This window comes from Aquabacterium sp., from assembly GCF_041915145.1.
In the GTDB taxonomy this organism is placed as follows: Bacteria; Pseudomonadota; Gammaproteobacteria; order Burkholderiales; family Burkholderiaceae_C; genus Aquabacterium.
Genome location: NZ_JAYSBZ010000005.1, coordinates 16,103 through 38,306, shown reverse-complemented (window position 1 = coordinate 38,306; position 22,204 = coordinate 16,103). Strand labels below are relative to the sequence as shown.

Annotated in this window: 25 protein-coding genes; 16 read left to right on the top strand and 9 right to left on the bottom strand. The window is 62.1% G+C overall.

Annotated elements, in window-relative coordinates; translation table 11 throughout:
- Positions 1-108: 108 nt before the first annotated feature.
- A complete protein-coding gene (locus ACE3SS_RS01795; RefSeq protein WP_374590652.1) occupies positions 109-828 on the bottom strand; it encodes a transposase in 720 nt (239 codons plus the stop codon).
- Between the two features lie 132 nt (positions 829-960).
- On the opposite strand from ACE3SS_RS01795, the gene ACE3SS_RS01790 reads away from it, so the two are divergent.
- The 3 genes from ACE3SS_RS01790 (at position 961) to flhC (ending at position 2,996) form a co-directional block, all read left to right on the top strand.
- The gene (locus ACE3SS_RS01790) at positions 961-1,656 is read left to right on the top strand and encodes a glutamine amidotransferase (RefSeq protein WP_374590650.1); all 696 of its coding nucleotides are present in this window, start codon (positions 961-963) and stop codon (positions 1,654-1,656) included.
- Positions 1,657-2,046: 390 nt separating this feature from the next.
- Positions 2,047-2,370: a flagellar transcriptional regulator FlhD gene (gene flhD, locus ACE3SS_RS01785; RefSeq protein WP_374590712.1), complete on the top strand. Its 324-nt coding sequence runs from the start codon at positions 2,047-2,049 to the stop codon at positions 2,368-2,370.
- An 89-nt stretch (positions 2,371-2,459) separates the two neighbouring features.
- Positions 2,460-2,996, top strand: coding sequence for a flagellar transcriptional regulator FlhC (flhC, locus tag ACE3SS_RS01780; RefSeq protein WP_374590648.1), 537 nt, complete (start codon positions 2,460-2,462; stop codon positions 2,994-2,996).
- A gap of 198 nt (positions 2,997-3,194) precedes the next feature.
- Here the strand turns inward: flhC and ACE3SS_RS01775 are convergent, their stop codons facing one another.
- The 5 genes from ACE3SS_RS01775 to ACE3SS_RS01755 all read right to left on the bottom strand — a co-directional run bounded on the left by ACE3SS_RS01775 (position 3,195) and on the right by ACE3SS_RS01755 (position 7,805).
- A complete protein-coding gene (locus tag ACE3SS_RS01775) occupies positions 3,195-4,019 on the bottom strand; it encodes a hypothetical protein (protein ID WP_374590646.1) in 825 nt (274 codons plus the stop codon).
- A gap of 90 nt (positions 4,020-4,109) precedes the next feature.
- A complete protein-coding gene (locus ACE3SS_RS01770) occupies positions 4,110-5,510 on the bottom strand; it encodes a sensor histidine kinase (protein WP_374590644.1) in 1,401 nt (466 codons plus the stop codon).
- The gene (locus ACE3SS_RS01765) at positions 5,486-6,151 is read right to left on the bottom strand and encodes a response regulator transcription factor (protein WP_374590642.1); all 666 of its coding nucleotides are present in this window, start codon (positions 6,149-6,151) and stop codon (positions 5,486-5,488) included. Before ACE3SS_RS01765 ends, ACE3SS_RS01770 begins: the two co-directional genes overlap by 25 nt.
- A 40-nt stretch (positions 6,152-6,191) precedes the next feature.
- Complete coding sequence (locus tag ACE3SS_RS01760) at positions 6,192-6,950, bottom strand: hypothetical protein (protein WP_374590640.1); 759 nt, start codon at positions 6,948-6,950, stop codon at positions 6,192-6,194.
- Between the two features lie 75 nt (positions 6,951-7,025).
- The gene (locus ACE3SS_RS01755) at positions 7,026-7,805 is read right to left on the bottom strand and encodes a hypothetical protein (protein WP_374590639.1); all 780 of its coding nucleotides are present in this window, start codon (positions 7,803-7,805) and stop codon (positions 7,026-7,028) included.
- A gap of 264 nt (positions 7,806-8,069) precedes the next feature.
- Between ACE3SS_RS01755 and motA the strand changes: the two genes are divergently transcribed.
- The 4 genes from motA to ACE3SS_RS01735 are packed head-to-tail and all read left to right on the top strand — an operon-like array spanning position 8,070 to position 10,982.
- Complete coding sequence (gene motA / locus ACE3SS_RS01750; RefSeq protein WP_374590637.1) at positions 8,070-8,930, top strand: flagellar motor stator protein MotA; 861 nt, start codon at positions 8,070-8,072, stop codon at positions 8,928-8,930.
- A 6-nt stretch (positions 8,931-8,936) separates the two neighbouring features.
- Positions 8,937-9,872, top strand: coding sequence for a flagellar motor protein MotB (motB, locus tag ACE3SS_RS01745; protein ID WP_374590635.1), 936 nt, complete (start codon positions 8,937-8,939; stop codon positions 9,870-9,872).
- 57 nt (positions 9,873-9,929) lie between these two features.
- Positions 9,930-10,322, top strand: coding sequence for a chemotaxis response regulator CheY (gene cheY, locus ACE3SS_RS01740; protein WP_374590633.1), 393 nt, complete (start codon positions 9,930-9,932; stop codon positions 10,320-10,322).
- 21 nt (positions 10,323-10,343) lie between these two features.
- The gene (locus ACE3SS_RS01735; RefSeq protein WP_374590631.1) at positions 10,344-10,982 is read left to right on the top strand and encodes a protein phosphatase CheZ; all 639 of its coding nucleotides are present in this window, start codon (positions 10,344-10,346) and stop codon (positions 10,980-10,982) included.
- Here ACE3SS_RS01735 and ACE3SS_RS01730 read toward each other — a convergent pair whose 3' ends face one another.
- Both ACE3SS_RS01730 and ACE3SS_RS01725 read right to left on the bottom strand, forming a co-directional pair.
- Positions 10,983-11,762 (bottom strand): LytR/AlgR family response regulator transcription factor, encoded by a 780-nt coding sequence (locus tag ACE3SS_RS01730; RefSeq protein WP_374590629.1) that lies wholly within the window; start codon positions 11,760-11,762, stop codon positions 10,983-10,985. It abuts the gene before it with no gap.
- Positions 11,763-11,779: 17 nt separating this feature from the next.
- On the bottom strand, positions 11,780-12,889 hold the full coding sequence (locus ACE3SS_RS01725; RefSeq protein ID WP_374590627.1) for a histidine kinase: 1,110 nt from the start codon (positions 12,887-12,889) through the stop codon (positions 11,780-11,782).
- A gap of 92 nt (positions 12,890-12,981) precedes the next feature.
- Here ACE3SS_RS01725 and argH point away from each other — a divergent pair, with 92 nt between their 5' ends.
- Complete coding sequence (gene argH, locus ACE3SS_RS01720; RefSeq protein ID WP_374590626.1) at positions 12,982-14,373, top strand: argininosuccinate lyase; 1,392 nt, start codon at positions 12,982-12,984, stop codon at positions 14,371-14,373.
- Positions 14,374-14,406: 33 nt separating this feature from the next.
- Here the strand turns inward: argH and ACE3SS_RS01715 are convergent, their stop codons facing one another.
- Positions 14,407-15,243: a DUF535 family protein gene (locus ACE3SS_RS01715; RefSeq protein WP_374590624.1), complete on the bottom strand. Its 837-nt coding sequence runs from the start codon at positions 15,241-15,243 to the stop codon at positions 14,407-14,409.
- A 95-nt stretch (positions 15,244-15,338) separates the two neighbouring features.
- Between ACE3SS_RS01715 and ACE3SS_RS01710 the strand changes: the two genes are divergently transcribed.
- The 8 genes from ACE3SS_RS01710 to ACE3SS_RS01675 are packed head-to-tail and all read left to right on the top strand — an operon-like array spanning position 15,339 to position 22,017.
- Complete coding sequence (locus ACE3SS_RS01710; protein WP_374590622.1) at positions 15,339-16,457, top strand: Fic family protein; 1,119 nt, start codon at positions 15,339-15,341, stop codon at positions 16,455-16,457.
- On the top strand, positions 16,454-17,170 hold the full coding sequence (locus ACE3SS_RS01705) for a hypothetical protein (protein WP_374590620.1): 717 nt from the start codon (positions 16,454-16,456) through the stop codon (positions 17,168-17,170). The genes ACE3SS_RS01710 and ACE3SS_RS01705 overlap by 4 nt, the downstream gene beginning before the upstream one ends.
- A gap of 13 nt (positions 17,171-17,183) precedes the next feature.
- Positions 17,184-18,170: a hypothetical protein gene (locus ACE3SS_RS01700; RefSeq protein ID WP_374590619.1), complete on the top strand. Its 987-nt coding sequence runs from the start codon at positions 17,184-17,186 to the stop codon at positions 18,168-18,170.
- A complete protein-coding gene (locus tag ACE3SS_RS01695; protein ID WP_374590618.1) occupies positions 18,171-18,878 on the top strand; it encodes a GIY-YIG nuclease family protein in 708 nt (235 codons plus the stop codon).
- A gap of 21 nt (positions 18,879-18,899) precedes the next feature.
- Positions 18,900-19,289 carry a hypothetical protein gene (locus ACE3SS_RS01690; RefSeq protein ID WP_374590616.1) on the top strand — a complete coding sequence of 130 codons (390 nt, stop codon included), beginning with the start codon at positions 18,900-18,902 and terminating at the stop codon, positions 19,287-19,289.
- A 32-nt stretch (positions 19,290-19,321) separates the two neighbouring features.
- A complete protein-coding gene (locus tag ACE3SS_RS01685; protein ID WP_374590614.1) occupies positions 19,322-19,987 on the top strand; it encodes a hypothetical protein in 666 nt (221 codons plus the stop codon).
- A 9-nt stretch (positions 19,988-19,996) separates the two neighbouring features.
- Positions 19,997-20,617 (top strand): DUF5710 domain-containing protein, encoded by a 621-nt coding sequence (locus ACE3SS_RS01680; protein ID WP_374590612.1) that lies wholly within the window; start codon positions 19,997-19,999, stop codon positions 20,615-20,617.
- 2 nt (positions 20,618-20,619) lie between these two features.
- Entirely contained in the window at positions 20,620-22,017 is a 1,398-nt protein-coding gene (locus ACE3SS_RS01675) for an ISL3 family transposase (RefSeq protein ID WP_374590610.1), read from the top strand.
- The last annotated feature ends 187 nt before the right edge of the window (positions 22,018-22,204 follow it).

The following is a 22,204-nucleotide window of genomic DNA, read 5'->3' as shown; positions in this document are numbered from 1 at the left end:
TGTGACAAGGATACTTCCCAGAGGGTCGAGATTCAAGGCAAAACAAATGGGGTCAGAACCCAAAAAGCAGAAAGGTCGTGACGAACAGCAAGTAAATTGGGGACACATCTACGCCTTGCGCGGGCGGCCACGCGGCAGAGGGGCCAGGCGACGCTCGCTCGACTTCTCAAGCTCGGCGACGAATGCCGCCCCGCCGAGCGCCCAGGCCTTGTGCACGGCCGCGCCGATGTCGGCCACCTGGGCCGCGCTCAAGCCTTCGTCCAGCAAGCGGCGGTAGGCCACTTCGCGCTCGAAGGGCGTGTTGCCGAGCCCCCAGTACAGCGGGTGGTCGGTGACCAGCGGGTCGGCGCGGCGGCCCAGGTGATGCGGCCCGCTGGACCAGCGATCTTCGGCCACCCGCGCGCCCCAGCCGCTGACGGTCGGCAGACCCGCCCCGCTCGCCAGCGCCCCAGTGGAGTGCAGTTCGACATACGCCATGCAGGGCAGCACATACCGTGCCGGCTCGATGACCGTGGCCCGAAAGCGCTCGGCCCAGAGGCTGCCGGTGCGCGCATGGCGGCGGTTGTAGAGCGCCACGTAGCGGCGCCCGAAGGCCTGCATCATGGCGCTCAGGGCGGTGTCGTCGGACGGCGTGGCGAGCAGCAGCAGGCGGCTGTCGTCGAACGAATAGGCGTGGACGGCAACTTGCGTCACGCGCGCCGCGTCGCGCAGGGCCGCCAGCAAGGTGGCGCGGTCAAGATCGTCGCGCGCCAACAGTTGGCCGTCGTGCACGCGCTGCACCACCAGATGCGGCCAGCCAGCCACCGCCAATCGGGCCAATCGGGCCATGGAAAGTCGATCCTTGCGTCGTCAGGTTGATATGACCCCAATTTTGCTGCGGATCGGGCGGCTCGCATGCACAATCCGGTGCGCCCACTCATTCTTGCCGCCAACCGCCTGCCCAATACCTGCTGATCGATCATGAAAACCGCCCTCGTTCTGCGCCACCTGGCTTTTGAAGATGCCGGCCTGTTCACCGCCCCGCTGCAAGAACGCGGCTACGCGATCCGCTCGGTCGATGCGGGCGTGGACGCGACGCCCCACGATCTGGAGCAAGCCGATCTGCTCGTGGTGTGCGGCGGCCCCATCGGGGTGTATGAGGCCGATCGCTACCCGTTTCTGACCGCCGAGATCGCCGCGCTGCGGCAGCGGCTGCTGGCCGGACGCCCCACGCTGGGCTTGTGCCTCGGGGCGCAATTGATGGCGGCAGCGCTGGGTGCGCGCGTCTACCCCGGCGGGCGCAAGGAACTGGGCTGGAGCCCGCTGCAGCTCTCGGCAGCCGGGCTGGCCTCGCCCTTGGGCGTGCTGCGCGACCTGCCCGTGCTGCATTGGCACGGCGACACCTTCGATCTGCCCGAGGGCGCCGCGCTGCTGGCCAGCACGACGCTGTACCCACACCAGGCCTTCAGCCACGGCCGGCACGCGCTGGCCCTGCAGTTCCATGCCGAGGCCGACTGGCGCCGCATCGAGCAATGGCTGATCGGCCACACCGGCGAGCTGAGTGGCGCCGGTATCGACGTGAATGCACTGCGCGCCGCCTCGCGGCAGCACGGTCCGGCCCTCGAGGCGGCTTCAGCGGCCCTGATTCAGCGCTGGCTGGATGACTTGGCGGCCTGATCGCCGCCTCACGCGTCTTACAAGCCGCCCTGCAAACCGGCCGTTCCGACACCGGTGACGGGCCGGCGTGACGCACTGCACAAGGCGCGATCAGCGACCTGCGGCAAGCCCTGTTCTCACAGGGAAAAGCGGCCCGAAAACCGGCTTGCAAATAGGCTGGGACTTGCCCCTTTTTCATCGCTGACAAATCAACTTTGTCAGATTTTTTCTTACAGAACGTTGCGCCGTGCAACTACACGGGATACAGCGCCCCGCCTATTCAGGAACCGAGACCCGGTGTTCAGAATTCGTTTCACGTTGAGGCCAAAACAACAAACGCCCGACGACAAGCAGACGTTTCGTTAACTCAGTCACAAACTTGAACTGGAGCCAAGCATGAACACCGCCGCCATGAACGCCGATCAAATCCTGGTTGAGATCCGCGAAACCAACCTGTCGTACCTGATGCTCGCACAGAGCCTGATTCGCGCAGACCGCGAACAAGCCCTGTTCCGCCTCGGCATTTCGGAAGAAACCGCCGACCTGATCGCCGTGCTGACCCCCGCTCAAATGATGAAGGTCGCCGCCGGCAACACGCTGCTGTGCCGCATGCGTATCGACGACGACATGGTCTGGGGCCTGCTGACCAACCATGGCAAATCCTCCGCCAACGAAAGCGTGGGCCGCTTGCACGCCAGCATCCTGATGGCTGGCCGTCACCAAGAAGCCGCCTGAGTTCGCAACTGTTGAGCCGACTGCCCTCAGTCGGAACGCCCCCATCGCGCCGCGCCCGAGCGCTCGCGAGGATGCACGAGGAATTCGCCATGCGCAGCAAGAGCCTGTTGACCGAAGCCCGCCAGATTGACCGCGCCATCACCCTGATCCAGCTGGGTGCCCGGCTGCAGGTGCTCGAATCGGAGACCGATCTGTCCTACGAGCGCCTGCTGCGCCTGTACAAGGAAGTCGCCGGCAAGTCGCCTTCCAAGGGTCAGCTGCCCTTCTCGACCGACTGGTTCATGACCTGGCAGCCCAACATCCACGCCAGCCTCTTCCTCAACATCCACGAGTACCTCAACAAGGTCGCCGCGATCGACGAGATCGACACCGTCATCAAGGCCTACCGCCTCTACCTCGAGCAAACGCAAGCTCAAGGCCTCGAGCCCCTGCTGTCCGTGACCCGCGCCTGGCGCCTGGTCAAATTCGTCGACAACGGCATGCTCACCCTCACCAAATGCACCAAGTGCGGTGGCCACTTCGTCACCCACCCCCACGAGATCGCGCGCCAATACGTCTGCGGCCTGTGCAACCCCCCGGCTCGCGCCGGCAAGGGCAAGGCCGCCGGAGCCCTTCACCTGCACTGAAATTCGGACTTATTGCGCACATCGACCGCGATCGGCGCGCGCAAGGGGCTCAAGTAGCCCTCCAGACAACCGAATAAGCAGGTGGACGGTTTCTGCTTGAAGCGTCCTGCTTGTCTCCTCCTAGCACGGTTTATGTGCTTTTTAAACGGGCCCCGATGGGGCCCGCTTTTTTTGGCAAGGCTCAGCCGCCCGGAAGACTCAGAACCGATGGTTGAAGCCAACAGAGAAGCCATCTCGAAAGCTGTAGGGAACGGTGGCGCTGGAGCCGCGGTTGAGGTTGTTGGTACCCCACATGTCCAACGTCAGATCGTCGTGCTGCGTGACCGCATAAGACAAGCCGATGTCAATGTCGAGCTCTCGCTTAGTGCCGCCCAGCCCGTCATGCGCGTTGAATGCCGACACGCGCGCCTTTTTGGCAAAGTAGAAATCAAGATTCGATCGAAGCGTGAGGCGCGGCGCATCGGCGGTACCCAGAACGTAGTAATTCATGTTCCAGAGCAGCCCCAGCATGGGCTGATAAGTCTCCAGATTGGGGCCGATCCGACTGCCATTCAGATAGACGATGTTGCGCAACGTGGAGGCTATCTTCTCGCCGCCTGCATCGAGCCGCAGATCGATGCCGACCAACCCCATGCGCTTGAGCACCTCGCCTTCTTCCATCGCGTAGCTGTTGTTCTCCGATTGAGGGACGAAGGGCGAATAGTTGTGCCTCGGCAGCGCAAATTCAAAACTCGGCCCAACCGATATGCGGTCGCTCGCGCTCTGGTGGTAGCTGTACAAATACTCCGCCCGGCCGCGCAGTTCTTGCTGCGCTTGCACCACCGAGCTTGAACCGGTACGTGCATGGCCCGATATCACCTGAATGTCGTAGTCCAGCAACTGGTCGTCATGTCCGGCCACCACCCCTTCGCCTTTGATGCCAATCGTGGCCCGGGGCTTGAGAACCGTGTTGCCCATTCCGGCCAATTCGCCCGATTGGGCCCGCATGTATAAAGTGGTCGCCATGACCAAGGTCAGTCCCAATTGCGTCTCTCCTGAGAGAAATGAACATAGCCGGCCAGTGTCGGCTGGCTGGCTTAGCCATTTCTTAGCCGCCGCTGACTGATCGGACCGTCAGAATGACAAAACGCTGACAGGCAAGCTCACCGTCACGGTCAGCCCGCTGCATGCAGACTCGTCGGTGCACGCCAGGGTCACCTGAGCACCCAGACGGTCGGTGATCTCCTTGACGATCGCCAGGCCCAGACCTGAGCCTCGTTCCTCGGTACCCAGGACTCGGTAGAACGGATCAAAGACGCGCTCGCGCTCTGGCACGGGAATGCCGGGGCCATGGTCGCGCACCGAGATGCACACGGCGTCCGCGCGCATGCTCACGTCGAGATCGACTTCGCTGCCCGCCGTGCTGTAGCGAATCGCGTTGTCGACCAAGTTCTTCACCACGGTCAGCAGCGCCATCTCGTCGACGGCAAGCGCGACATCGGCGCCGCCCGTCATGCCCAGATCGATGTTCTTGGATTCGGCCAAGGCGACAAAGTCCTCAATCACCTGGCGGCACAGGCCTCGCGCCGACACGGTGGCGGCAGCCGGCGGCGCGCTCGGCGGCGCGGTCTGCGCGCGCGCCAACGACAGCAGCTGCTCGAGGAGATGGCGGCCACGCTCGATGCCTTTTTGCACAGTAGTCAATCGTTCGCGCGCGATGTCCGACATGTCGGCGTGAGACAAGTGCTCGGACTGCAGCGACAACGCCGCCAGCGGCGAGCGCAACTCATGCGCCGCGTCCGCCAGGAATCGGCGCTGCAAGTCCATCGATTGCTTCACACGGGCCAGCAGCCCATTGATGGCCTGCAGAAAAGGGCGCAATTCGGTCGGCACGTCATCAGTCTCGACCGGATGCAGCGAGCGTTCGGTGCGCGCGTTGACCTCGTCCGACAGCCGTGAAATCGGGATCATCAAGCGGTGCACAACGGCGGCAACCATCAGAACCAGCAACGGTGCCAGCACCAGCAACGGCGCAACGGTGCGCAGCGCACTGCCTCGGGCAATTTCGTTGCGCATGCCGCCTTCTTGCGCAACCGCCACCCGAGAACCACCGGCCGACGTCAACACCGCCACGCGATAGTCTTCTCCGTCCACCGTCAAGGTGTGCAGCCCGTCGCTGATGCCGACGGGAATGGACAGGCCGGACAAGGGCGCAGAAGCAGACGCCTGGGGCGCGCTCGCCGCGCTGGTGCCGGACAACCACTGCACCATCACGCGGGTCTCTTCGTCCGCATCGGATGGCGACAATTCGGAAATGCCGCCTCGCGTGTACTGGCTCGGCGCTGACGCGGCCAACACCGCGATTTGCCGGAGCATGTCGTCCTGCAGATCATGCGCCTCGCTCAACGCCGACACGAACGAGACGATACCGGCAACCAGAGCCACCGAGAGACTGGTAAAAGCCAAGTAGAACGACAGCCTGAACTGCAGCGACTGATTCGAGCGCGCCGCTAGACGGGTTTTGAAACCATCCATCCCACCCCCCGCACGTTCTTGATGACGTTTACGCCCAGCTTGCGCCTGATCGCATGGATCAGGTATTCAACCGCATTGCTTTCCACCTCTTCGCCCCAGCCATAGATGCGGTCTTCCAGTTCACTGCGAGACAAGATTGCGCCGGGACGAATCATCAACGCCTGAAGCAAGGCAAACTCGCGTGCCGACAACTGCGTCTCCGCGACACCTGATGCCTGGGCCTGCCGAGTTGCCGTATCGAGCGAGACCACCCCGTTGCTCAACACCCCCACCGCGTGCCCCCCTTGGCGCCGCAAGACGGCCCGCATCCGGGCAAGCAACTCGGCCATGTGGAAAGGCTTCAGCAGATAGTCGTCCGCACCCGCGTTCAATCCCTGCAGGCGATCGTGCAGATCATCGCGAGCCGTGATGATCAGCAGCGCCACCGGGTTGTCGGCCATGCGCAGGCTGCGCAGCACGTCAAGACCATCCTTGCCGGGCAAGCCGAGGTCGAGCAACACCAGGTCGTAACGCTGATCTCGCAAGACGCTCAGCGCCCACGGCCCGTCGCGCACCCAGTCGGCGGCGTAAGACTCGCCTTTCAACGCGGCGTGAATGGCCTCGCCAATCATCGGATCGTCTTCGACAAGCAAGACCCGCACGTCTCGCCCCCCTTCCCCGTTTCGCTCGACCGTCGGCGCATCAATGCGCCGACGTCGCAGCCCGCTGCCTGAATGCCAGCATACAACCCAGCATGAAACTCAGCAGCACCGCCGAGGCGCCGAAACGGCTGAGCGCCAGACCGCCGCTGCTCAACGGCTTGTCAAGAAAATCACCGATCACCGCGCCCAGCGGGCGAGTGAGGATGAAAGCCGCCCAAAACAAGGCGGTGCGCGAGACTGTGGTCCACCGGTAGATCGCCGCGATGAGCGCCAGCAAGCCTGAAAACACCATCGCGGCGCCGGTGTAGCCCATACCGGCGGTGTCTGCCGTCCAGTCGCCCAGGGCGGTTCCCAGCGTCTGGGAAAACATAATCGTGACCCAATAGAACGTCTCGGCTCGGGTCGAATTGACGGTGCACACCGAAATCGATCCCATCGTTCGATGCCAGATCAGCAGCGAAGCCAGCAACAGCATGAGCAACAGACTGCTGCCTCCCGCATAGCCGATGCCCAGCGAGCGATCAGCCAGATCAGCCATCGTGGTGCCAACCGTGGTGGTCGCGACAATGGTGGCCCAGTACAGCAGCGGTTGGAATCTTGTCGCCCGGACCTGCGCAATGACCACCCCAATGAACACCGCTGCAAACAGCGCCGTGCTCACCAAGTACCCCAGGTTCAAGGACATCGACGCCGCATCCCCCGCGGTTTCGCCGAGCGTGGTGGCCGCGACCTTGATGAGCCAGAAGCCCAGCGTGAGTTCCGGCACCTTGGCCAGCGTGCGTTCCGTGTTGAATTTCATGACAGACACCTCGACTCAGACTCTCTCAAGTGGAAGACGGACATGCCGCGCATTCGACGTATGCATAAAGGTTGATCAGCTGCGCGGGGCAGCCCGGTTGGGTTTCTGGTTGACTTGCGCGACCGCCACCAGGGCGACGATCGCCGCGAGAAACAGCGAGCTGGTCCACAGCGCACCGATGCCAAGGCCGCCGGACGACCGGGGCTGGGTCAGAAAGTCACCCAACGCAGCCCCGAACGGACGCGTCAAGATGTAGGCAACCCAGAATGTCAAGACAGCAGAACCTCCCAGGCGCCAAGCCGCGAAGGTGACGCCGATGAACGCGCCAAATGTGGCGACGCCCCAGGTGAACCCCAAACCAAGCGCCTCGGTAGCCAGGTCACCGGCGGCGGTACCCAGCGCAAACGTACACAAGATCGTGGCCCAGTAAAACAACTCGCGTCGGCGTGTCACGATATGCCGAATGGAAAGCGTGCGCTCCACCCGATACCAGACGACGAAAAGCGCCGCTAGCAGCGCAGCAAACGCGCTCGTGCTGATGTACAGGCTGACGCCCAGTCCATCAGTCAGCAGATCGGTGATCTGCGTGCCCACCACGCTCACGAGAACGACGGTGAGCCAATAAAGCCAGGGGACGCAGCGCCGGGCGCGCAACTGCATGAACAGCGTAGCCGCGAGCCACACGGCCATGACCGTACGCGTGACGCCCTGCCCCCAGCCCGCGTTGAGGGCCAGGGAATCAGCCACGGTTTCGCCCACCGTGGTGGACATGATCTTGATGCACCAGAACGCCAGCGTGACCTCGGGCACCTTGTTGAGCCATCGGCTGGGCTCGGCGAAAGACGAATTGTTCAAGGCGCGCTCCATTGGGTGATGTGCCGATACGAGAGTCTGGCCGTCGTAACTTAGGGCTGCCATAGATCGGTATCGTCCGAGATCATCCATCGCTCATTTCGGGTGGGCGCCACGCCACATATTTCACGGTCTGCGCGAAATTGCGCCATGCCAGTCGCGCTGTTTGACCCATCACCCACACTCTGCCCAGGCAGACTCACCTCAAGTGGGCCGGTGCAGTTGACGATAAGCCCAGGGATATCTTTTTCTTCGCAAGACAACAGCATGTTTGTCATCATCGGCTACGTCGTCGCGCTGGGTTGCATCTTCGGCGCTTACATCATCCACGGCGGGAACATGGGCGTGATCATTCACGCCATGCCCACCGAAATCATGGCCATTGGCGGTGGCGCCATCGGTGCGTTCGTCGTCAACAACCAGCCCAAGGTGCTCAAGGCCGTGTTGAGCGCTCTGCCGCAGGTCTTCAAGGGCTCGAAGTACACCAAGGCGCGCTACATGGAGCTGATGGCGCTGCTCTACGACATCCTGCAGAAGGTGCGCAAAGAGGGTCTGATGTCGATCGAAAAAGACGTCGAGGACCCGCACAACTCGGCGCTGTTCAAGAAATACCCGCAAGTCGGCAGCGACCACCATGTGGTGGAGTTCATCACCGACTACCTGCGCATGATGGTGTCGGGCAACCTGAACGCCCACGAGATCGAGAGCCTGATGGATAGCGAAATCGAAACGCACCATCACGAGGGCCATGCCCCGGTGGCCGCCATCGCCCGCCTGGCCGGCGCCCTGCCCGCCTTCGGCATCGTGGCCGCCGTGCTGGGCGTGGTGAACACCATGGGCTCGGTGGGCCAGCCGCCGCAGGTGCTGGGCGGCATGATCGGCTCGGCGCTGGTCGGTACCTTCCTGGGCATCTTGCTGGCTTACGGCGTGGTCGAGCCCATCGGCGGTCTGCTGGAGCAAAAGCTCGACGAAGCCACCAAGGAATTCCAGTGCGTCAAGACCACGCTGCTGGCCAGCATGCAGGGCTACGCCCCGCAGATCGCCGTGGAGTTCGGCCGCAAGGTGCTGTACTCGACCGAGCGCCCGACCTTCAGCGAGCTCGAACAGCACGTCAAGGGCAAGAAGTGATCCGTCATGGCGGGTGATTCCAAAAAGCTCCAACCGATCATCATCAAGCGCATCAAAAAGGGCGGCCATTCCGCCCATGGTGGCGCCTGGAAGATCGCCTACGCCGACTTCGTGACGGCCATGATGGCCTTCTTTTTGCTGATGTGGCTGCTGGGCTCGACCACCGAGGGCGACAAGAAGGGCATCGCCGACTACTTCAACGCGCCGCTCAAGGTGGCCATGCTGGGCGGCAGCGGTTCGGGCGATTCGTCTTCAATCATCAAGGGCGGCGGCAAGGATCTGTCGCAGTCCACCGGCCAGGTGAAGAACGGCGAGGTCGAGGCCCCCAAGAAGACCTACAACCTGCAGGCGCTCAAGGCCCAGCAGGCCGCCGCCGAAGCCGAGCGCCTGTCGGCCCTGAAAAAACGGGTTGAAGAGGTGATCGCCAACAACCCGATGCTGACGAACTACAAATCGCAGCTGCGGCTCGACATGACGCGCGACGGCCTGCGCATCCAGATCGTCGACGACAAGGCGCGGCCGATGTTCGACAGCGGCAGCGCCATCGTCAAACCCTATATGCACGAGTTGCTGGTGGCCATCGGCATGGTGCTGGCCGAGGTGCCGAACAAGCTGACGATCGAGGGCCACACCGACTCGGCGCCGTTCAGCGCCGGCGAGCAGGGCTACAGCAACTGGGAGCTCTCGGCCGACCGCGCCAACGCCTCGCGCCGCGAGCTGATGCTCGGCGGCCTGCCCGGCGACAAGGTGCTGCGCGTGCAAGGCCTGGCGGCCAGCAGCCCCTACGACAAGGGCGACCCGCTCAACCCGATCAACCGCCGCATCAGCATCATCGTGATGAACCGCGAAGCTGAGGACCGCTTCTTTGAAACGACAAATGAGACGGAATCCGCAGCCAGCGCCCCGGCCGCCGATTCAAGCTCGACGCCAAACAACCGATAACAAAGTCTGTTGAGACGGCCATTGAACAGCCACCCGTGAATTGCGCGAGGACACACCATGAGCAACCCTGACATGAAGTTTCTGATCGTGGACGACTTCTCCACCATGCGGCGCATCGTGCGCGGCCTGCTCAAGGAACTCGGCTACAACAACGCCGACGAGGCCGAGGACGGCGCGGTCGCGCTGACGATGATGAAGAACGGCAGCTACGACTTCGTGGTCAGCGACATCAACATGCCCAACATGAACGGCTTCGAGCTGCTCAAGGCGATCAAGGCCGAGGAGACGCTCAAGCACATCCCCGTGCTGATGGTGACCGCCGAAGCCCGCAAGGAAGACATCGTGCTGGCGGCCCAGACCGGCGCGGCCGGCTACATCGTCAAGCCCTTCACCAAGGCGACGCTGGAGGAGAAGGTGCAAAAGATCATGCAAAAACTGGCCACTGCCTGACGGTCGATTGGGAGCCCCACCATGAAGATGGACAACCTGCCCGACGCGCCGCTGCAAGACTGCTGTCCGCCGGCAACGGCCTCCGCCGACGTCTACCACCAGCTCGGCTCGCTGACTCGTCAGCTGCACGACACGCTCAACCAGCTGGGCGTGATGCCCAAGCTCAAGCACACGGTGGACGACCTGCCCGACGCGCGCAGCCGTCTGCACTACATCGCCAAGAAGACCGCCGAGGCCGCCGACAAGGTGCTGAACCTCGTGGATCAGGCCAAGGCCGATCACGAGCACATCAGCAGCGAGACGCGCCGCATTGCCGCGGCCATCGTCGCCGACCCGGTGAAGGCCGTGGCCAGCGGCGCGGTGCTGAACTTCGTCGAAGACGTCGAGAAGACCACCGCGCGCATCGACCAGTCGCTGACCGACATCATGATGGCGCAGGACTTCCATGACCTGACCGGCCAGGTGGTGGCCAAGGTCGTGAAGCTCGCCGGCGACCTGGAAGACCAGCTCGTCAAGCTGGTGGTGCAGACCGTGCCGCCCGATCAGGCGCACAAGGTCGAAGCGGCCCTGCACGGCCCGGTCGTCAACCCCGAGGGGCGCACCGACGTGGTGGCCAATCAGGGCGAAGTGGACGACCTGCTCGCCAGCCTCGGCTTCTGATCAATGCGGGCGGTGCGCCGAGCGCGCCACCGCCTCGCGCACCGCCGCCACCTGGCGGCGTGACACGGCCAGCCACTCGTCGGTCGGCCCCACCCGCAAGGCCCAGGCTTCGCCGCCATCGGCGTCGTCCTGCCGGCGCTCCAGCGCCCGCATGGCCTGGCGCGAGACCAGCGCGTTGCGGTGGATACGCACGAAATCGGGCCCCAGACGATGCTCCAGCTCGGTCAACGAGTCGTCGAGCACGTAGGTGTGCAGCGCCGTGCGCAGCGTCACGTACTTCAACTCGGCCTTCAAGAACAGGACGTCGGACACCGGCACGCGCACCACGCGCCCCCGGTCGTTGACCACCAGATCGGGGAGCACGGCCTCGGCGCCGGTGGCCGATGCGGCAGCCCCATCGCCTTCGGCGGCCACGCGGCGCGCCACCCGCTGCAAGGCGTCTTGCAGGCGCGCCAGCTTGACGGGCTTGGTCAGGTAGTCGACCGCCTCCAGCTCGAAGGCCTTGACGGCGTGCTCGGCATGCGCCGTGATGAACACCACCGCCATCTGCGGCGCCAACTCGCGCAACCGGGCCGCCAGCGTGGTGCCGTCGGCGCCGGGCATCTGCACGTCGAGCAGCGCCAGGTCGGCGTGGTGCTCGCCCAGCCAGGCCAGCGCCTGGGCCGCGTTGGCCGCCTCGCCGATCACCTCGCAGCGGGGCTCGGCGCAGTCGCCCAGCAGGCTCTTGAGCCGCAGGCGGGCCAGGTCTTCGTCATCAACGATCAGCACTCGCAAGGCCATGTCTGCCTCCTGAGGGGTCACAGCGGCACGACGATCCGCACCCGGTATTCGCCATCGCGCTGAGAAGTCTCGAAACGTGCGGCCACGTCGTGCATCAGTTGCAGGCGTTCTTGCACGTTGTGCAACGCGATGCCGTGGCCGGGCGTGGACGGCGCGCCCGACACCGTGTTGCTCACCAGCAGCACGGCCTGCCCACGGTGCACGCTGGTCTTGATGCGTATGGTGCCGCCTTCTGCCGACGGCTCCACTCCGTGTTTCACCGCGTTTTCAACCAGCGGCTGCAAGATCAAGGGCGGCAGCCGGGCCGGGTTGGCCTGAGCGTCCAGCTCCCACACCACCTGCAAGCGCTGGCCGAAGCGCACCTGCTCGATGTCCAGATAGCGCCGCGCCAGCTCCACCTCCTGCTCCAGCGTGACCTGGGCCTGGGCATCGGCCAGCGCGGCGCGGAACAGCTCGGCCAGGTCTTCGAGCAGGGTCTCGGCGCGGGCCGGGTCCACCCGCACCAGGGCGATCGCCGTGTTGAGCGTGTTGAACAAGAAATGCGGCCGGATGCGCGCCTGCAGTTCGACCAGCCGCGCCGACGTCGCCGCCGGCATCACCAGCCGGGAGCGCAGGCGCAGCCAGTGAAACACGCTGGCCCCCGCCACCGCCCCCACGGCCAGCAGCGGCCCGGGGCGCGCCCAGCCGAAGACGTCCGGCACCGTGCCGCGCAGCGGCCACGCCGGCAAGGCCGCGCACACCGCGCCCAGCCCCGCCAGCGCCGCCCACTGCAGGGCCAGCGGCCAGCGCGCCACCCAGCGCTGCGTGGCGCAGGCCGTCAGCAGCCACATCAGCACGGCCGGCAAGGACACCACCGTGGCCGAGCTGAACAGCAGCAGCGCCTCGCGCCACCCCGTCGCCACGAAGGCCACGCCGAGCAGCACCGCCAGATGCACCGCCAGCACCGTGCGCAACACCACGCCGACGTGGCAGACGTCGAGCGCCGAGCCGTCCACCCGCCAGGCCTGCCGGCGAGCGTGCTGCCAGTCGGACACCCCCAGCTCGGTCAAGCCGAACAAGGTGCTTTGCTGAGCATCGGCGGGCGGCGTGGGTCGCGGCGGGCGGCTGGTGGGTGGCAAGTGCGTCATCGTTTGTGCCGAAAGCCTGCCACCTACAATGACAGACCTTCTGGAGTTTGATGCTCCGCACTGTAATTCCCGCCCGCCCTTCCCGCACCACCATGAGCCAACTCGACAAGAAATCCGAAGCCTGGTCCGCCCTGTTCTCCGAGCCCATGAGCGAGCTGGTGCAGCGCTACACCTCCAGCGTGTTCTTCGACAAGCGCCTGTGGCGCGCCGACATCCAGGGCTCGCTGGCCCACGCCGAGATGCTGCACACCCAAGGTCTGATCAGCGCCGACGACTGGGCCGCCATCCAGAAGGGCATGGCGCAGATCACGCAAGAGATCGAGTCCGGCCAGTTCGAGTGGAAGCTCGCGCTCGAAGACGTGCACCTCAACATCGAAGCCCGCCTGACGCAACTGGTGGGCGACGCCGGCAAGCGCCTGCACACCGGTCGCAGCCGCAACGACCAGGTCGCCACCGACGTGCGCCTGTGGCTGCGCGGCGAGGTGGACGAAATCGGCGTGCTGCTCACCGAGCTGCAAAAGGCGCTGGTGAGCGTGGCCGAGCAGAACGCCGAGACCATCCTGCCCGGCTTCACGCACCTGCAAGTGGCGCAGCCGGTGGCCTTCGGTCACCACCTGCTGGCTTACGTTGAAATGTTCGCCCGCGACGCCGAACGCATGATCGACCTGCGCAAGCGCGTCAACCGCCTGCCGCTGGGCTCCGCCGCGCTGGCCGGCACCAGCTACCCGCTGGACCGTGAACGCGTCGCGCGCACGCTGGGCTTTGAAGCCGTCAGCCAGAACAGCCTGGACGCCGTGAGCGACCGTGACTTCGCCATCGAATTCACCTCAGCTGCGTCGCTGGTGATGGTGCACGTGTCGCGCCTGAGCGAAGAGCTGATCCTGTGGATGAGCCAGAGCTTCGGCTTCATCGACCTGGCCGACCGCTTCTGCACCGGCTCGTCGATCATGCCGCAGAAGAAGAACCCCGACGTGCCCGAGCTGGCGCGCGGCAAGACGGGCCGCGTGGTCGGCCACCTGATGGGCCTGATCACCCTGATGAAAGGCCAGCCGCTGGCCTACAACAAGGACAACCAGGAAGACAAGGAGCCGCTGTTCGACACGGTGGACACGCTGAAGGACACGCTGCGCATCTTTGCCGAGATGGCCGGCGGCATCACCGTCAAGCCCGAGGCGATGGAGCGCGCCGCCAAGCGCGGCTACGCCACCGCCACCGACCTGGCCGACTACCTCGTCAAGAAGGGCCTGCCCTTCCGCGACGCGCACGAGGTGGTGGCCCACGCGGTGAAGGATGCGATTGCTGCAGGCGTGGACTTGTCCGAACTGCCGCTGGCCAAGCTGCAGACCTACAACCCGGCCATCGAGCAAGACGTGTTCGACGTGCTGAGCCTGCGCGGCTCGCTCAACGCCCGCAACCTGCTGGGCGGCACGGCGCCGGCCCAGGTGCGCGCGCAAGTGGCGCGGCACAAGGCGCGGCTGCTATAGGGTTATGGCTGCCCGTCGGGCCAACCGGACGCATCAAGCGCACACTGGCGGTCGATTTGGTGTCGCAGGTCGGCCAGCATGGTCGCGCGTCGCGCGGTACATCGCGCGCTTTTTCGATTCGATCGCTTCCAGCGGCTTGCTGACGCTGACCAGCGGCAAGGACCAATAGCCGTCTGGCGCGCGCGCACCACCCAGCTCCGCCCAGAAGCCCCGGTAGTCGAAGTGCACTCGCTCCGTGTCCGAGCTGTCGGGGGCCGCCTTCAACTGATGCGATGGGTCCACGCCGCAAAGTCGCTTGAGCGCCCACGCATGAGCCACGCTGCGAGCCACATCGACCAGCAAGACATGCGGGCGCAAGCCGTGCAGATCCTTGGTGGCCTGCCGGATCACCGCCAACGCGTCCGCTACTGGCGGCGGCCCCTGCATGCTCCCGATGACCAGCTTGTCGTGCACGACCGAAAAAGTCAGGGAGTACACCCGCACGCCGTCCTGACGTGCCAAGCACAGCCGCCACAACCCTTCTTGCGGCGTCTGATCGTTGACCGAAAACTCCGCCCTGTAAATCGAGTGGTCTGGACGCCAAAGCACGATCGGCTCGAATGACTGCAGATACTCGGGCCAGCATCGACTGATCTGCGGCACGACAAACTTGATGTCAGCCGCCACAGCGTCAAAACGATCACGGGCAGAAAACCGTGCGTCGAAGAACTGGTCAAACAACGCCCTGAAAAACACCGGATGGCGCTTGAGCAGAAGCGCCGCCCCGCCGGTTCTCTGCACAACGCTATCGAGCCTCCAACGCAAACGTCGGGTGTAGGCGAATTGGGCTATTCGTAAAAGCGTGTGGGCGCCGAAGTTTTCCGCAGACAACGCATTGCACAACAAAATCGCAAAAGAGTGTTGCCTCGATGGTCAAGATGCCATATGATGATGACTATCAAATTCGTAAAACACTGTGGTGAACCATGCTCGACCTCACTGAACTGCTGCGCCGCGTCGATCAGCGAAAGGCTGAGTTAGACGTGCATCGCCCCTTGCCGCCGCTGACGGCCGCCTCGTTGCGAGAGAAGCTGGCTCTCGATTGGACTTACAACTCGAATGCAATTGAAGGCAACACGCTTACTTTGCGAGAAACCAAAGTTGTACTCGAAGATGGAATCACAATCGGCAAAAAATCATTGCGTGAGCATTTTGAGGCGATTAACCATCACGACGCCATTCACTTTGTTGATGAGTTGGCCTCAAAAGTCGAAGAGATAAATGAGTGGAACATCAAAAATATTCATCACTTGGTTCTGAAGAATATTGATGATCCGATCGCTGGCGTATACAGAACTGCAAACGTTCTAATTACTGGCGCTGGATTCATTCCGCCAGATCATCTGCATCTGCGGGATGAGATGGCAGGGTTGATTGACTGGTACAAGTCGGATGCACAGAAGCTGCATCCGATTGACCGGGCGGCACAATTGCACACTAGATTTGTTGAAATCCATCCATTCAAAGATGGGAACGGACGGACGGCCCGCTTGTTGTTGAATCTTGAATTGATGAGAGAGGGCTATCCGGTCGCCATTATTCTTCGTGAAGATCGTCTTGAATACTTTGACGCGCTTGAAAAATCATGTGTAGATCGTGATTACGACGACTTCACACGTATGGTGGCTCGCTGTGTCGCACGAAGCCTTGACCTGTATCTTGAGGTTGTGACCGGGAAAAAGCCTGAGCCGTTGAAGTTGGATGACAGCGACGAACAATATCTTTCTCGAATCTCAAATCTTTCCAACCTTGAGCGAGGTGGCGGCGCTGCTTTTACATTTTGGCGGCACGCATCGCAAGCAATGAAAGCAGTTGGCGCTCCAGAGAAAGTTGACTGGCCTGCGGTTGAGATCGGAGCGATGACTGAAAGTATTGGTGAGCATGGACAAGCGCCGGAGAGTGTGGCAGATGTATTGTGCAAGCACAGTCCGGGCGCAACAACTTCGACACGGCAGGCTGAAATTCGGGCGACCATCAAACGACTTGCCCCTGAATTGCAAGCGCAATATGCCAAGGCGCGAGGCGAGAGAGGGTGCGAGCCATGAAGTTTCCCGGAGCCAAGCGACGCCCTCCTTTCGTGACCCTGCCACGGCACAAGCGCAGCCACGAGGTCGTTCGCCTCAAGGGCAAGATGCGCCGTGACGTAGCCGAGTACGGTGGCAGGTTTACCAGCCGACTCGTGCTAAATGAGCCGGGCCGTCCTGATCTGTACAACCAGTGGTTCGACTTCTACTTTCCGGGTACGGAACGATTCACGATCTGGAATGCCAGTTTTGTGACCGCCAAGAAGGCGTTCTGGGACAAGGCCCATGACATCGCACACACCCGCGTGGCTGCGATGCTGACACCGGAAGAGCGAGAAGAGAACTCCAATTGGGAGTTCGTGCCTGCGCAGCGCTCAAGCACCGGAAAAATCCTTTCCTACAGACTGGCCGAGCGCGAGGAAATGCGTTTCGAGCAGTTTGGTGGCCTGACCTTTCATGAGCAGTGGCGAAAGCTGGAATCGGAGATCGCTCGAAACGAGCCTCCCACGATTCACGAATCCTTCAAACTCGACCGCAGCTACGTTTACGGCATCGGTTTGAAGATCGTGCTCGATGTGGATGTCATCAATCAGGCATCCATCGAGGCCGCAATTGATCGCTTCATCGCCATCGGCGAAACCGATTGGACTTCTCCTGAACCTGTGCCCCGTGATCGCTTGCCAGTCGTGAGTGAGCATGAGGCGCTGGCAACTGTCAAGTTTCCATCCGAATAGCGGGAGATTCTTGATGAAAGAATTTGTTTTGATATTGACGGAGAAGGACAGCGAAGGGCAAGACAAGGTTTGCTTGCACTGGGATGTTTTTAATCTCCATGAGTTTTCCCTGCAAAAGATTGAACGCAGTGATCTCGATAGGTCGTATGTACTTGAGGTCGATTCGTTCGGGCCGTTGGTTGATGCGCTGGGAAGTGAATTTGAAGGGTTCGATCTTTTACAGCGCCGACATCCGTCGCTGTGGCGCAGGAAGGTTGGGCGTGGCAATAAAAGAAGGATGCCGGTTGAATTCTTGCCGGAAGATGAGGGCGGTGGTTCCATCGCTCGCCGGATGCTGGACTTTATTCGCCAGAACCGCCTTTCTTTCGGTGATGAAGGTACATGGCAGGTATGGACTTGCCGCGATCTACTGCTCAACCGATTTGGCACCAATCTATCGAGCAGCCGCCAAGCAGAGCAAAGGCGGGCCGCGCCCGCAAAGGCGCTGCCCGATGCGGATTACACCGACGAATTTGCATCATTTCGATTCCCGTCTACAAGCTGCTTGCACGGTGCATCCCAACCAATCTCGCAATTGCGAGGGGCCGCAAAGTTTCGCCAGCTATTTATTAGAGACGGTGCAGGCGTGTATGTGGCGTTCGACGATGACGAAGTGCTGTATGTCGGCATGTCGCAAAGATTCTCGCAGCGGCTCAGTAATGCCGAATCTCACCATAAGCTCAAGCTCGTCTTGGAGCGGCACCCGCAAGCCCGTGTGGCGGTCATTCACTATCCATTCTGGAAGCTCCCTGCGCTTAATGATGCGGTGACATCAGCGGAAAAGGAAGCGGCGTGGGGTCGTATCCGGGTGTTGTTGTTCGGCCTTGAATGTGCGTGCATCGAGTATTACCAGCCGAGATACAACGGAACGCTTGACGAAGAGGACGCACCTCTGGGTGAGTCGGCCTCCATGCAATTTGCCTCATCACGTTTCCAGCCAATGGCTTTGGCAGGTGCATAAATGGAGGCAGTCGAAGCAAAGGCTTCATTACAGGCGGCCATAGATTCTTGTCAAATTGCCTCGATGCGTCAGCTACTAGACCGAGTAGCTGCTGACAAGCTGGAAGTCACTCGCAATGGACGTGACTACCTTGGCCTTCGTGGGAACGACGGGCGGCGGTTTCGAGTGCATTTTTCCTTTGTCAATGAGTCACGAACACAAAAGCCAGCGTTGCCAGCACCTCCACTGCCCGAAAGCAAAGCAGTGTGCGATGTCCGTCGCACCGGAGGCTACTGGATATATGCGCTGACAGCGCGCAGCAGTGATGGCGAGCGCAAAGCCTGCTACATCGGTCAGACGGTCAATCTCAAACGTCGATTTCGTGAACATCTACGGCGGCATCGCCCCGGCCATGCGTCATCCGCACTCACCGAATGGGCCGCTCGCGAGCAGGTCGAGGTTCGTGCGACCGTTCTCACGTGGGTTGATGGCGACCAGAGCTACGCATCACGCTTCGAGGGCTACTGGTTAAAGCTCGCAGTCGAAGCAGGCTACGCCGCTCCCGACGCCCACAACTGGGGCCGCCTTCCCCTGCCAAGCGTCCCAGTTGGTCAGCCGAGCCAATGGCCCACATCGGAAATTTTGGCCGCTTCGCTGCCTCTGCCGGAACTTGTGGAGCGTGGCCTCACGCCGGTCGAATTGTTCGTTGCCAGTCGTGTGCCGTTCTGATGGCATCGAAGAAAGGAAACCATGCTCGGATACTGGATCGTCGTCTCGACACAAACCCCCGAAGAACGGGACGCCATCATTGACCGCAAGAAGTCCGTTCTCGCGGAGTGGGAAACGGGAGTTGGTGGCATTCGCTGGCTGGAAAAGCTGGTCGAAGAAGGCAAGGCCACCAAGCTGCGTGGTGACGGGTATCCGAACCGCTACACCTCCACGGCAGGCATCGTGCTGCCGCTCATTACCGGCGACGCTATCAAGCCTGCCGACGACGGCATCTGGGTGTTCGGCATGGATGAGGGCGAAGAGTATGCACAGCCTCCCGGCTGGATGGGCAAGGTGAACCTGCGGCCTGAGCGCATTCGCAACTGCCCAACTGATGCTGCACTGACCATCGACGCATGGGATCAGTCGTAACTCCATCCATTCAACAACCACAAGGGAAATTCATGAAGAAGAACATCGCCACCCTCGCCGCCCTCAGCATCGCCACACTGGCCGCCTGCGGCAGCAAGACCGACGCCAACGAAAAGAACTTCGGCGCGGCCATGACCCAGTATTTCGACAAGAAGGGCGACCTCTGTCTGAACACCAAGCGCTGGCCGGTTGACTTGTCCGAGATGGACTTGCGCCTGCAAAAGACCATGCAGGCCGGGAGCGCCAATCAGATGGCCGCGCTCGAAGCGGCTGGCTTGGTCAAGGGCGAGGACACCGAGGTGGACATCATGGGGATCATGGGCAAGCCCACGGGTGCCAAGGCCAAGATCAAGCGCTACACCTTGACCGACGCGGCCAAGCCGTTCGCTCAGGAGAAGGAAGTCGCATCCATCGGACTCAACGGCAAGACCACCGAGAAGCAGACTGACCTGTGCTGGGGCAAGAAGGCGCTGGACAAGATCGTCAAGTGGGAAGGGCCGATGAAGTTCGGCGACTACCAAGAGGCAGGCATCACCTACACCTACAAGGTCAACAACCTCGCCGACTGGGCCAAGAACCCCGAGGTGCAGGCCGCCTTCCCGGTCGTGAAGAGCATCCTTGATGGCGCGGGAAGCAAAGAGTCCAAGCACGCCATCAAGCTGACCAGCCAAGGCTGGGAAGCGAAAGGGCTGGACTGAGGAGGCGATATGCCACGCATTGACCTCACAGTACCCTTCGCCGAAAAGGATGATGCCAAGCGGCTTGGCGCACGCTGGGATGGTGAACGCAAGGTCTGGTATGCGCCAGACGGCGTAGACGTGAGCGCCTTCGGGCGGTGGTTGCCGAGCGAGCCGGACATCGGCGTTCGCTCAAGCAGCTATTTCATCGCCCAGTCCGCCAAACCGTGCTGGAAGTGCAACGAACTCACAAGCGTCTATGGCTTCATCCTGCCTGCCGGGCACGAAACGCTGGAGCCTGATGAAGAGGATGATGAGCGGGATGTGTGGTATCGGTATGACGAGCCAACCATCGTTCATTACGTCACCGATCTTCTGCCCGCAGTGGCGGCACGCATCAAAGCCTTCTCACGGCATTACCGCGTCGATTTTAGCAAAACCACGCAAAGCTCGTACTGGATGAACCACTGCGAGCACTGCGGCATGAAACAGGGCGACTTCGAGATGTACTGCGAGCCGCAGGGCGCGTTCTTCCCGATGGATGAGCGCGCTGCTTCCCTGATCGTCCTACATGAGTTTGCCGAACCGTTTGGCTGCAATGGCAGTACGGCTTACGGCGATCACCTCTTTGAATACATGCGGCGGGCCTGACCATGCCCGCCAACATCCTGAACCTCCCGCAGTACCGGGTGCTGCGGGTTGAAGAAGCCGACCACGACTACCACGTCACCGCCGAGCCGGTGGACGTGACTTCGGCGTGCCCGCACTGCCAGTCTGACCGCCTGACCTCATGGGGCACCCGCGAGCAGGTGTTCAAGGACTTGCCCATGCACGGCAAGCGCGTGGGCATCTACATCGACACCAAGCGGCTACGCTGCCAAGCCTGCGGCAAGACCTTCTCGCAGGCGCTGCCGGTGCTTGCAGAGAACCGGATGATGACCGACCGGCTGGTGAAGTGGATCGGGCAACAGAGCTTGAAGCGCACCTTCACCTCGCTGGCAGATGAAACCGGGGTGGTTGAAGGAACTATCCGCAACATCTTCCGCGACTACATCAACGAGCTTGAGCAGACCGTTCGCTTCGAGACGCCGAAGTGGATGGGCATTGATGAAATCCACATCATCAACAAGCCGCGCTGCGTCGTCTCGAACATCCAGAACAACACCATCGTGGACATGCTCCACAACCGCAACAAGGATACGGTGTCGAAGTACCTGTTCAAGATGCCGAACCGGGACAAGGTGCAGTACGTGGCGATGGATATGTGGACGCCCTACCGCGACGCGGTGAGCGCTGTACTGCCGGACGCCACCATCGTCATCGACAAGTTCCACGTCGTCAGGATGGCGAACGACGCGATGGAGAAGGCCCGTAAAGGGCTACGGGCCGAACTGACGCTGAAACAGAAGCGCGGGCTAATGCACGACCGCTTCGTGCTCTTGAAGCGCGAGCGCACGTTGAACGATGAAGAGCGTCTGAATCTCGACGGCTGGACGAAGAACTACCCGGCCTTGGGTGAGGCATACAGGCTCAAGGAAGCCTTCTACGCCATCTACGAGGACTCGGACTCACCGGAGGCCGCCTTGAGACGCTACGAGGCTTGGAGCAAGGATGTGTCGCCCGAGATCAGGCCGTACTTCCACGACCTGATCCGGGCCTTCACGAACTGGCAACCCTTCATCCTCAACTATTTCGAGCACCCCGTCACCAACGCCTACACCGAGTCGTTGAACTCGCTGATCCGCGTCATGAACCGGCTCGGCCGGGGCTACTCGTTCGAGGCGCTGCGGGCGAAGATTCTGTTCACCGAGGGCATCCATAGCCGAAAGCAGGCAAGACCCAAGTTCGAGAGAAAGCGTGCGCCAGAGCCTGTTGAGATGGGCAGAGCGCTGCCGGATGACGCGATGGGCTACGGGCTGCCCGTGCTGGAAAAGGTGCGGGCAATGAAGCCTCCGAAAGAGGCCGACCAACACAAAGCACCACCGCCACCCAAGAACTACGGGGCGGACATTTCAACACTCATCCGCATGATCGAGGCGGGTGAACTTTGATTCCGTTCCAACACGCTTTTACGAATAGCCGCGAATTGCAATTGAATCTTGACTCGCCGACCGATGTTGAAGGCGCTGCTTCGCTTGAGCGACAAAAACTGCCGCACCGACGGCCACGGCGTGCGTGCACTCAAATGATGTCCCTCGCCAGCAGGCTGAGGAAGCGTTGCTAAAACCATGACGCTTC

Excerpts from the sequence above, each read along its gene's own strand:
- ACE3SS_RS01795 (WP_374590652.1), bottom strand. The coding sequence starts at position 828 with ATGGCCCGATTGGCCCGATTGGCGGTGGCTGGCTGGCCGCATCTGGTG.
- ACE3SS_RS01790 (WP_374590650.1), top strand. The coding sequence starts at position 961 with ATGAAAACCGCCCTCGTTCTGCGCCACCTGGCTTTTGAAGATGCCGGC.
- flhD (WP_374590712.1), top strand. The coding sequence starts at position 2,047 with ATGAACGCCGATCAAATCCTGGTTGAGATCCGCGAAACCAACCTGTCG.
- flhC (WP_374590648.1), top strand. The coding sequence starts at position 2,460 with ATGCGCAGCAAGAGCCTGTTGACCGAAGCCCGCCAGATTGACCGCGCC.
- ACE3SS_RS01770 (WP_374590644.1), bottom strand. The coding sequence starts at position 5,510 with ATGGATGGTTTCAAAACCCGTCTAGCGGCGCGCTCGAATCAGTCGCTG.
- ACE3SS_RS01760 (WP_374590640.1), bottom strand. The coding sequence starts at position 6,950 with ATGAAATTCAACACGGAACGCACGCTGGCCAAGGTGCCGGAACTCACG.
- motA (WP_374590637.1), top strand. The coding sequence starts at position 8,070 with ATGTTTGTCATCATCGGCTACGTCGTCGCGCTGGGTTGCATCTTCGGC.
- motB (WP_374590635.1), top strand. The coding sequence starts at position 8,937 with ATGGCGGGTGATTCCAAAAAGCTCCAACCGATCATCATCAAGCGCATC.
- cheY (WP_374590633.1), top strand. The coding sequence starts at position 9,930 with ATGAGCAACCCTGACATGAAGTTTCTGATCGTGGACGACTTCTCCACC.
- ACE3SS_RS01735 (WP_374590631.1), top strand. The coding sequence starts at position 10,344 with ATGAAGATGGACAACCTGCCCGACGCGCCGCTGCAAGACTGCTGTCCG.
- ACE3SS_RS01730 (WP_374590629.1), bottom strand. The coding sequence starts at position 11,762 with ATGGCCTTGCGAGTGCTGATCGTTGATGACGAAGACCTGGCCCGCCTG.
- ACE3SS_RS01725 (WP_374590627.1), bottom strand. The coding sequence starts at position 12,889 with ATGACGCACTTGCCACCCACCAGCCGCCCGCCGCGACCCACGCCGCCC.
- argH (WP_374590626.1), top strand. The coding sequence starts at position 12,982 with ATGAGCCAACTCGACAAGAAATCCGAAGCCTGGTCCGCCCTGTTCTCC.
- ACE3SS_RS01710 (WP_374590622.1), top strand. The coding sequence starts at position 15,339 with ATGCTCGACCTCACTGAACTGCTGCGCCGCGTCGATCAGCGAAAGGCT.
- ACE3SS_RS01705 (WP_374590620.1), top strand. The coding sequence starts at position 16,454 with ATGAAGTTTCCCGGAGCCAAGCGACGCCCTCCTTTCGTGACCCTGCCA.
- ACE3SS_RS01700 (WP_374590619.1), top strand. The coding sequence starts at position 17,184 with ATGAAAGAATTTGTTTTGATATTGACGGAGAAGGACAGCGAAGGGCAA.
- ACE3SS_RS01695 (WP_374590618.1), top strand. The coding sequence starts at position 18,171 with ATGGAGGCAGTCGAAGCAAAGGCTTCATTACAGGCGGCCATAGATTCT.
- ACE3SS_RS01690 (WP_374590616.1), top strand. The coding sequence starts at position 18,900 with ATGCTCGGATACTGGATCGTCGTCTCGACACAAACCCCCGAAGAACGG.
- ACE3SS_RS01685 (WP_374590614.1), top strand. The coding sequence starts at position 19,322 with ATGAAGAAGAACATCGCCACCCTCGCCGCCCTCAGCATCGCCACACTG.
- ACE3SS_RS01680 (WP_374590612.1), top strand. The coding sequence starts at position 19,997 with ATGCCACGCATTGACCTCACAGTACCCTTCGCCGAAAAGGATGATGCC.
- ACE3SS_RS01675 (WP_374590610.1), top strand. The coding sequence starts at position 20,620 with ATGCCCGCCAACATCCTGAACCTCCCGCAGTACCGGGTGCTGCGGGTT.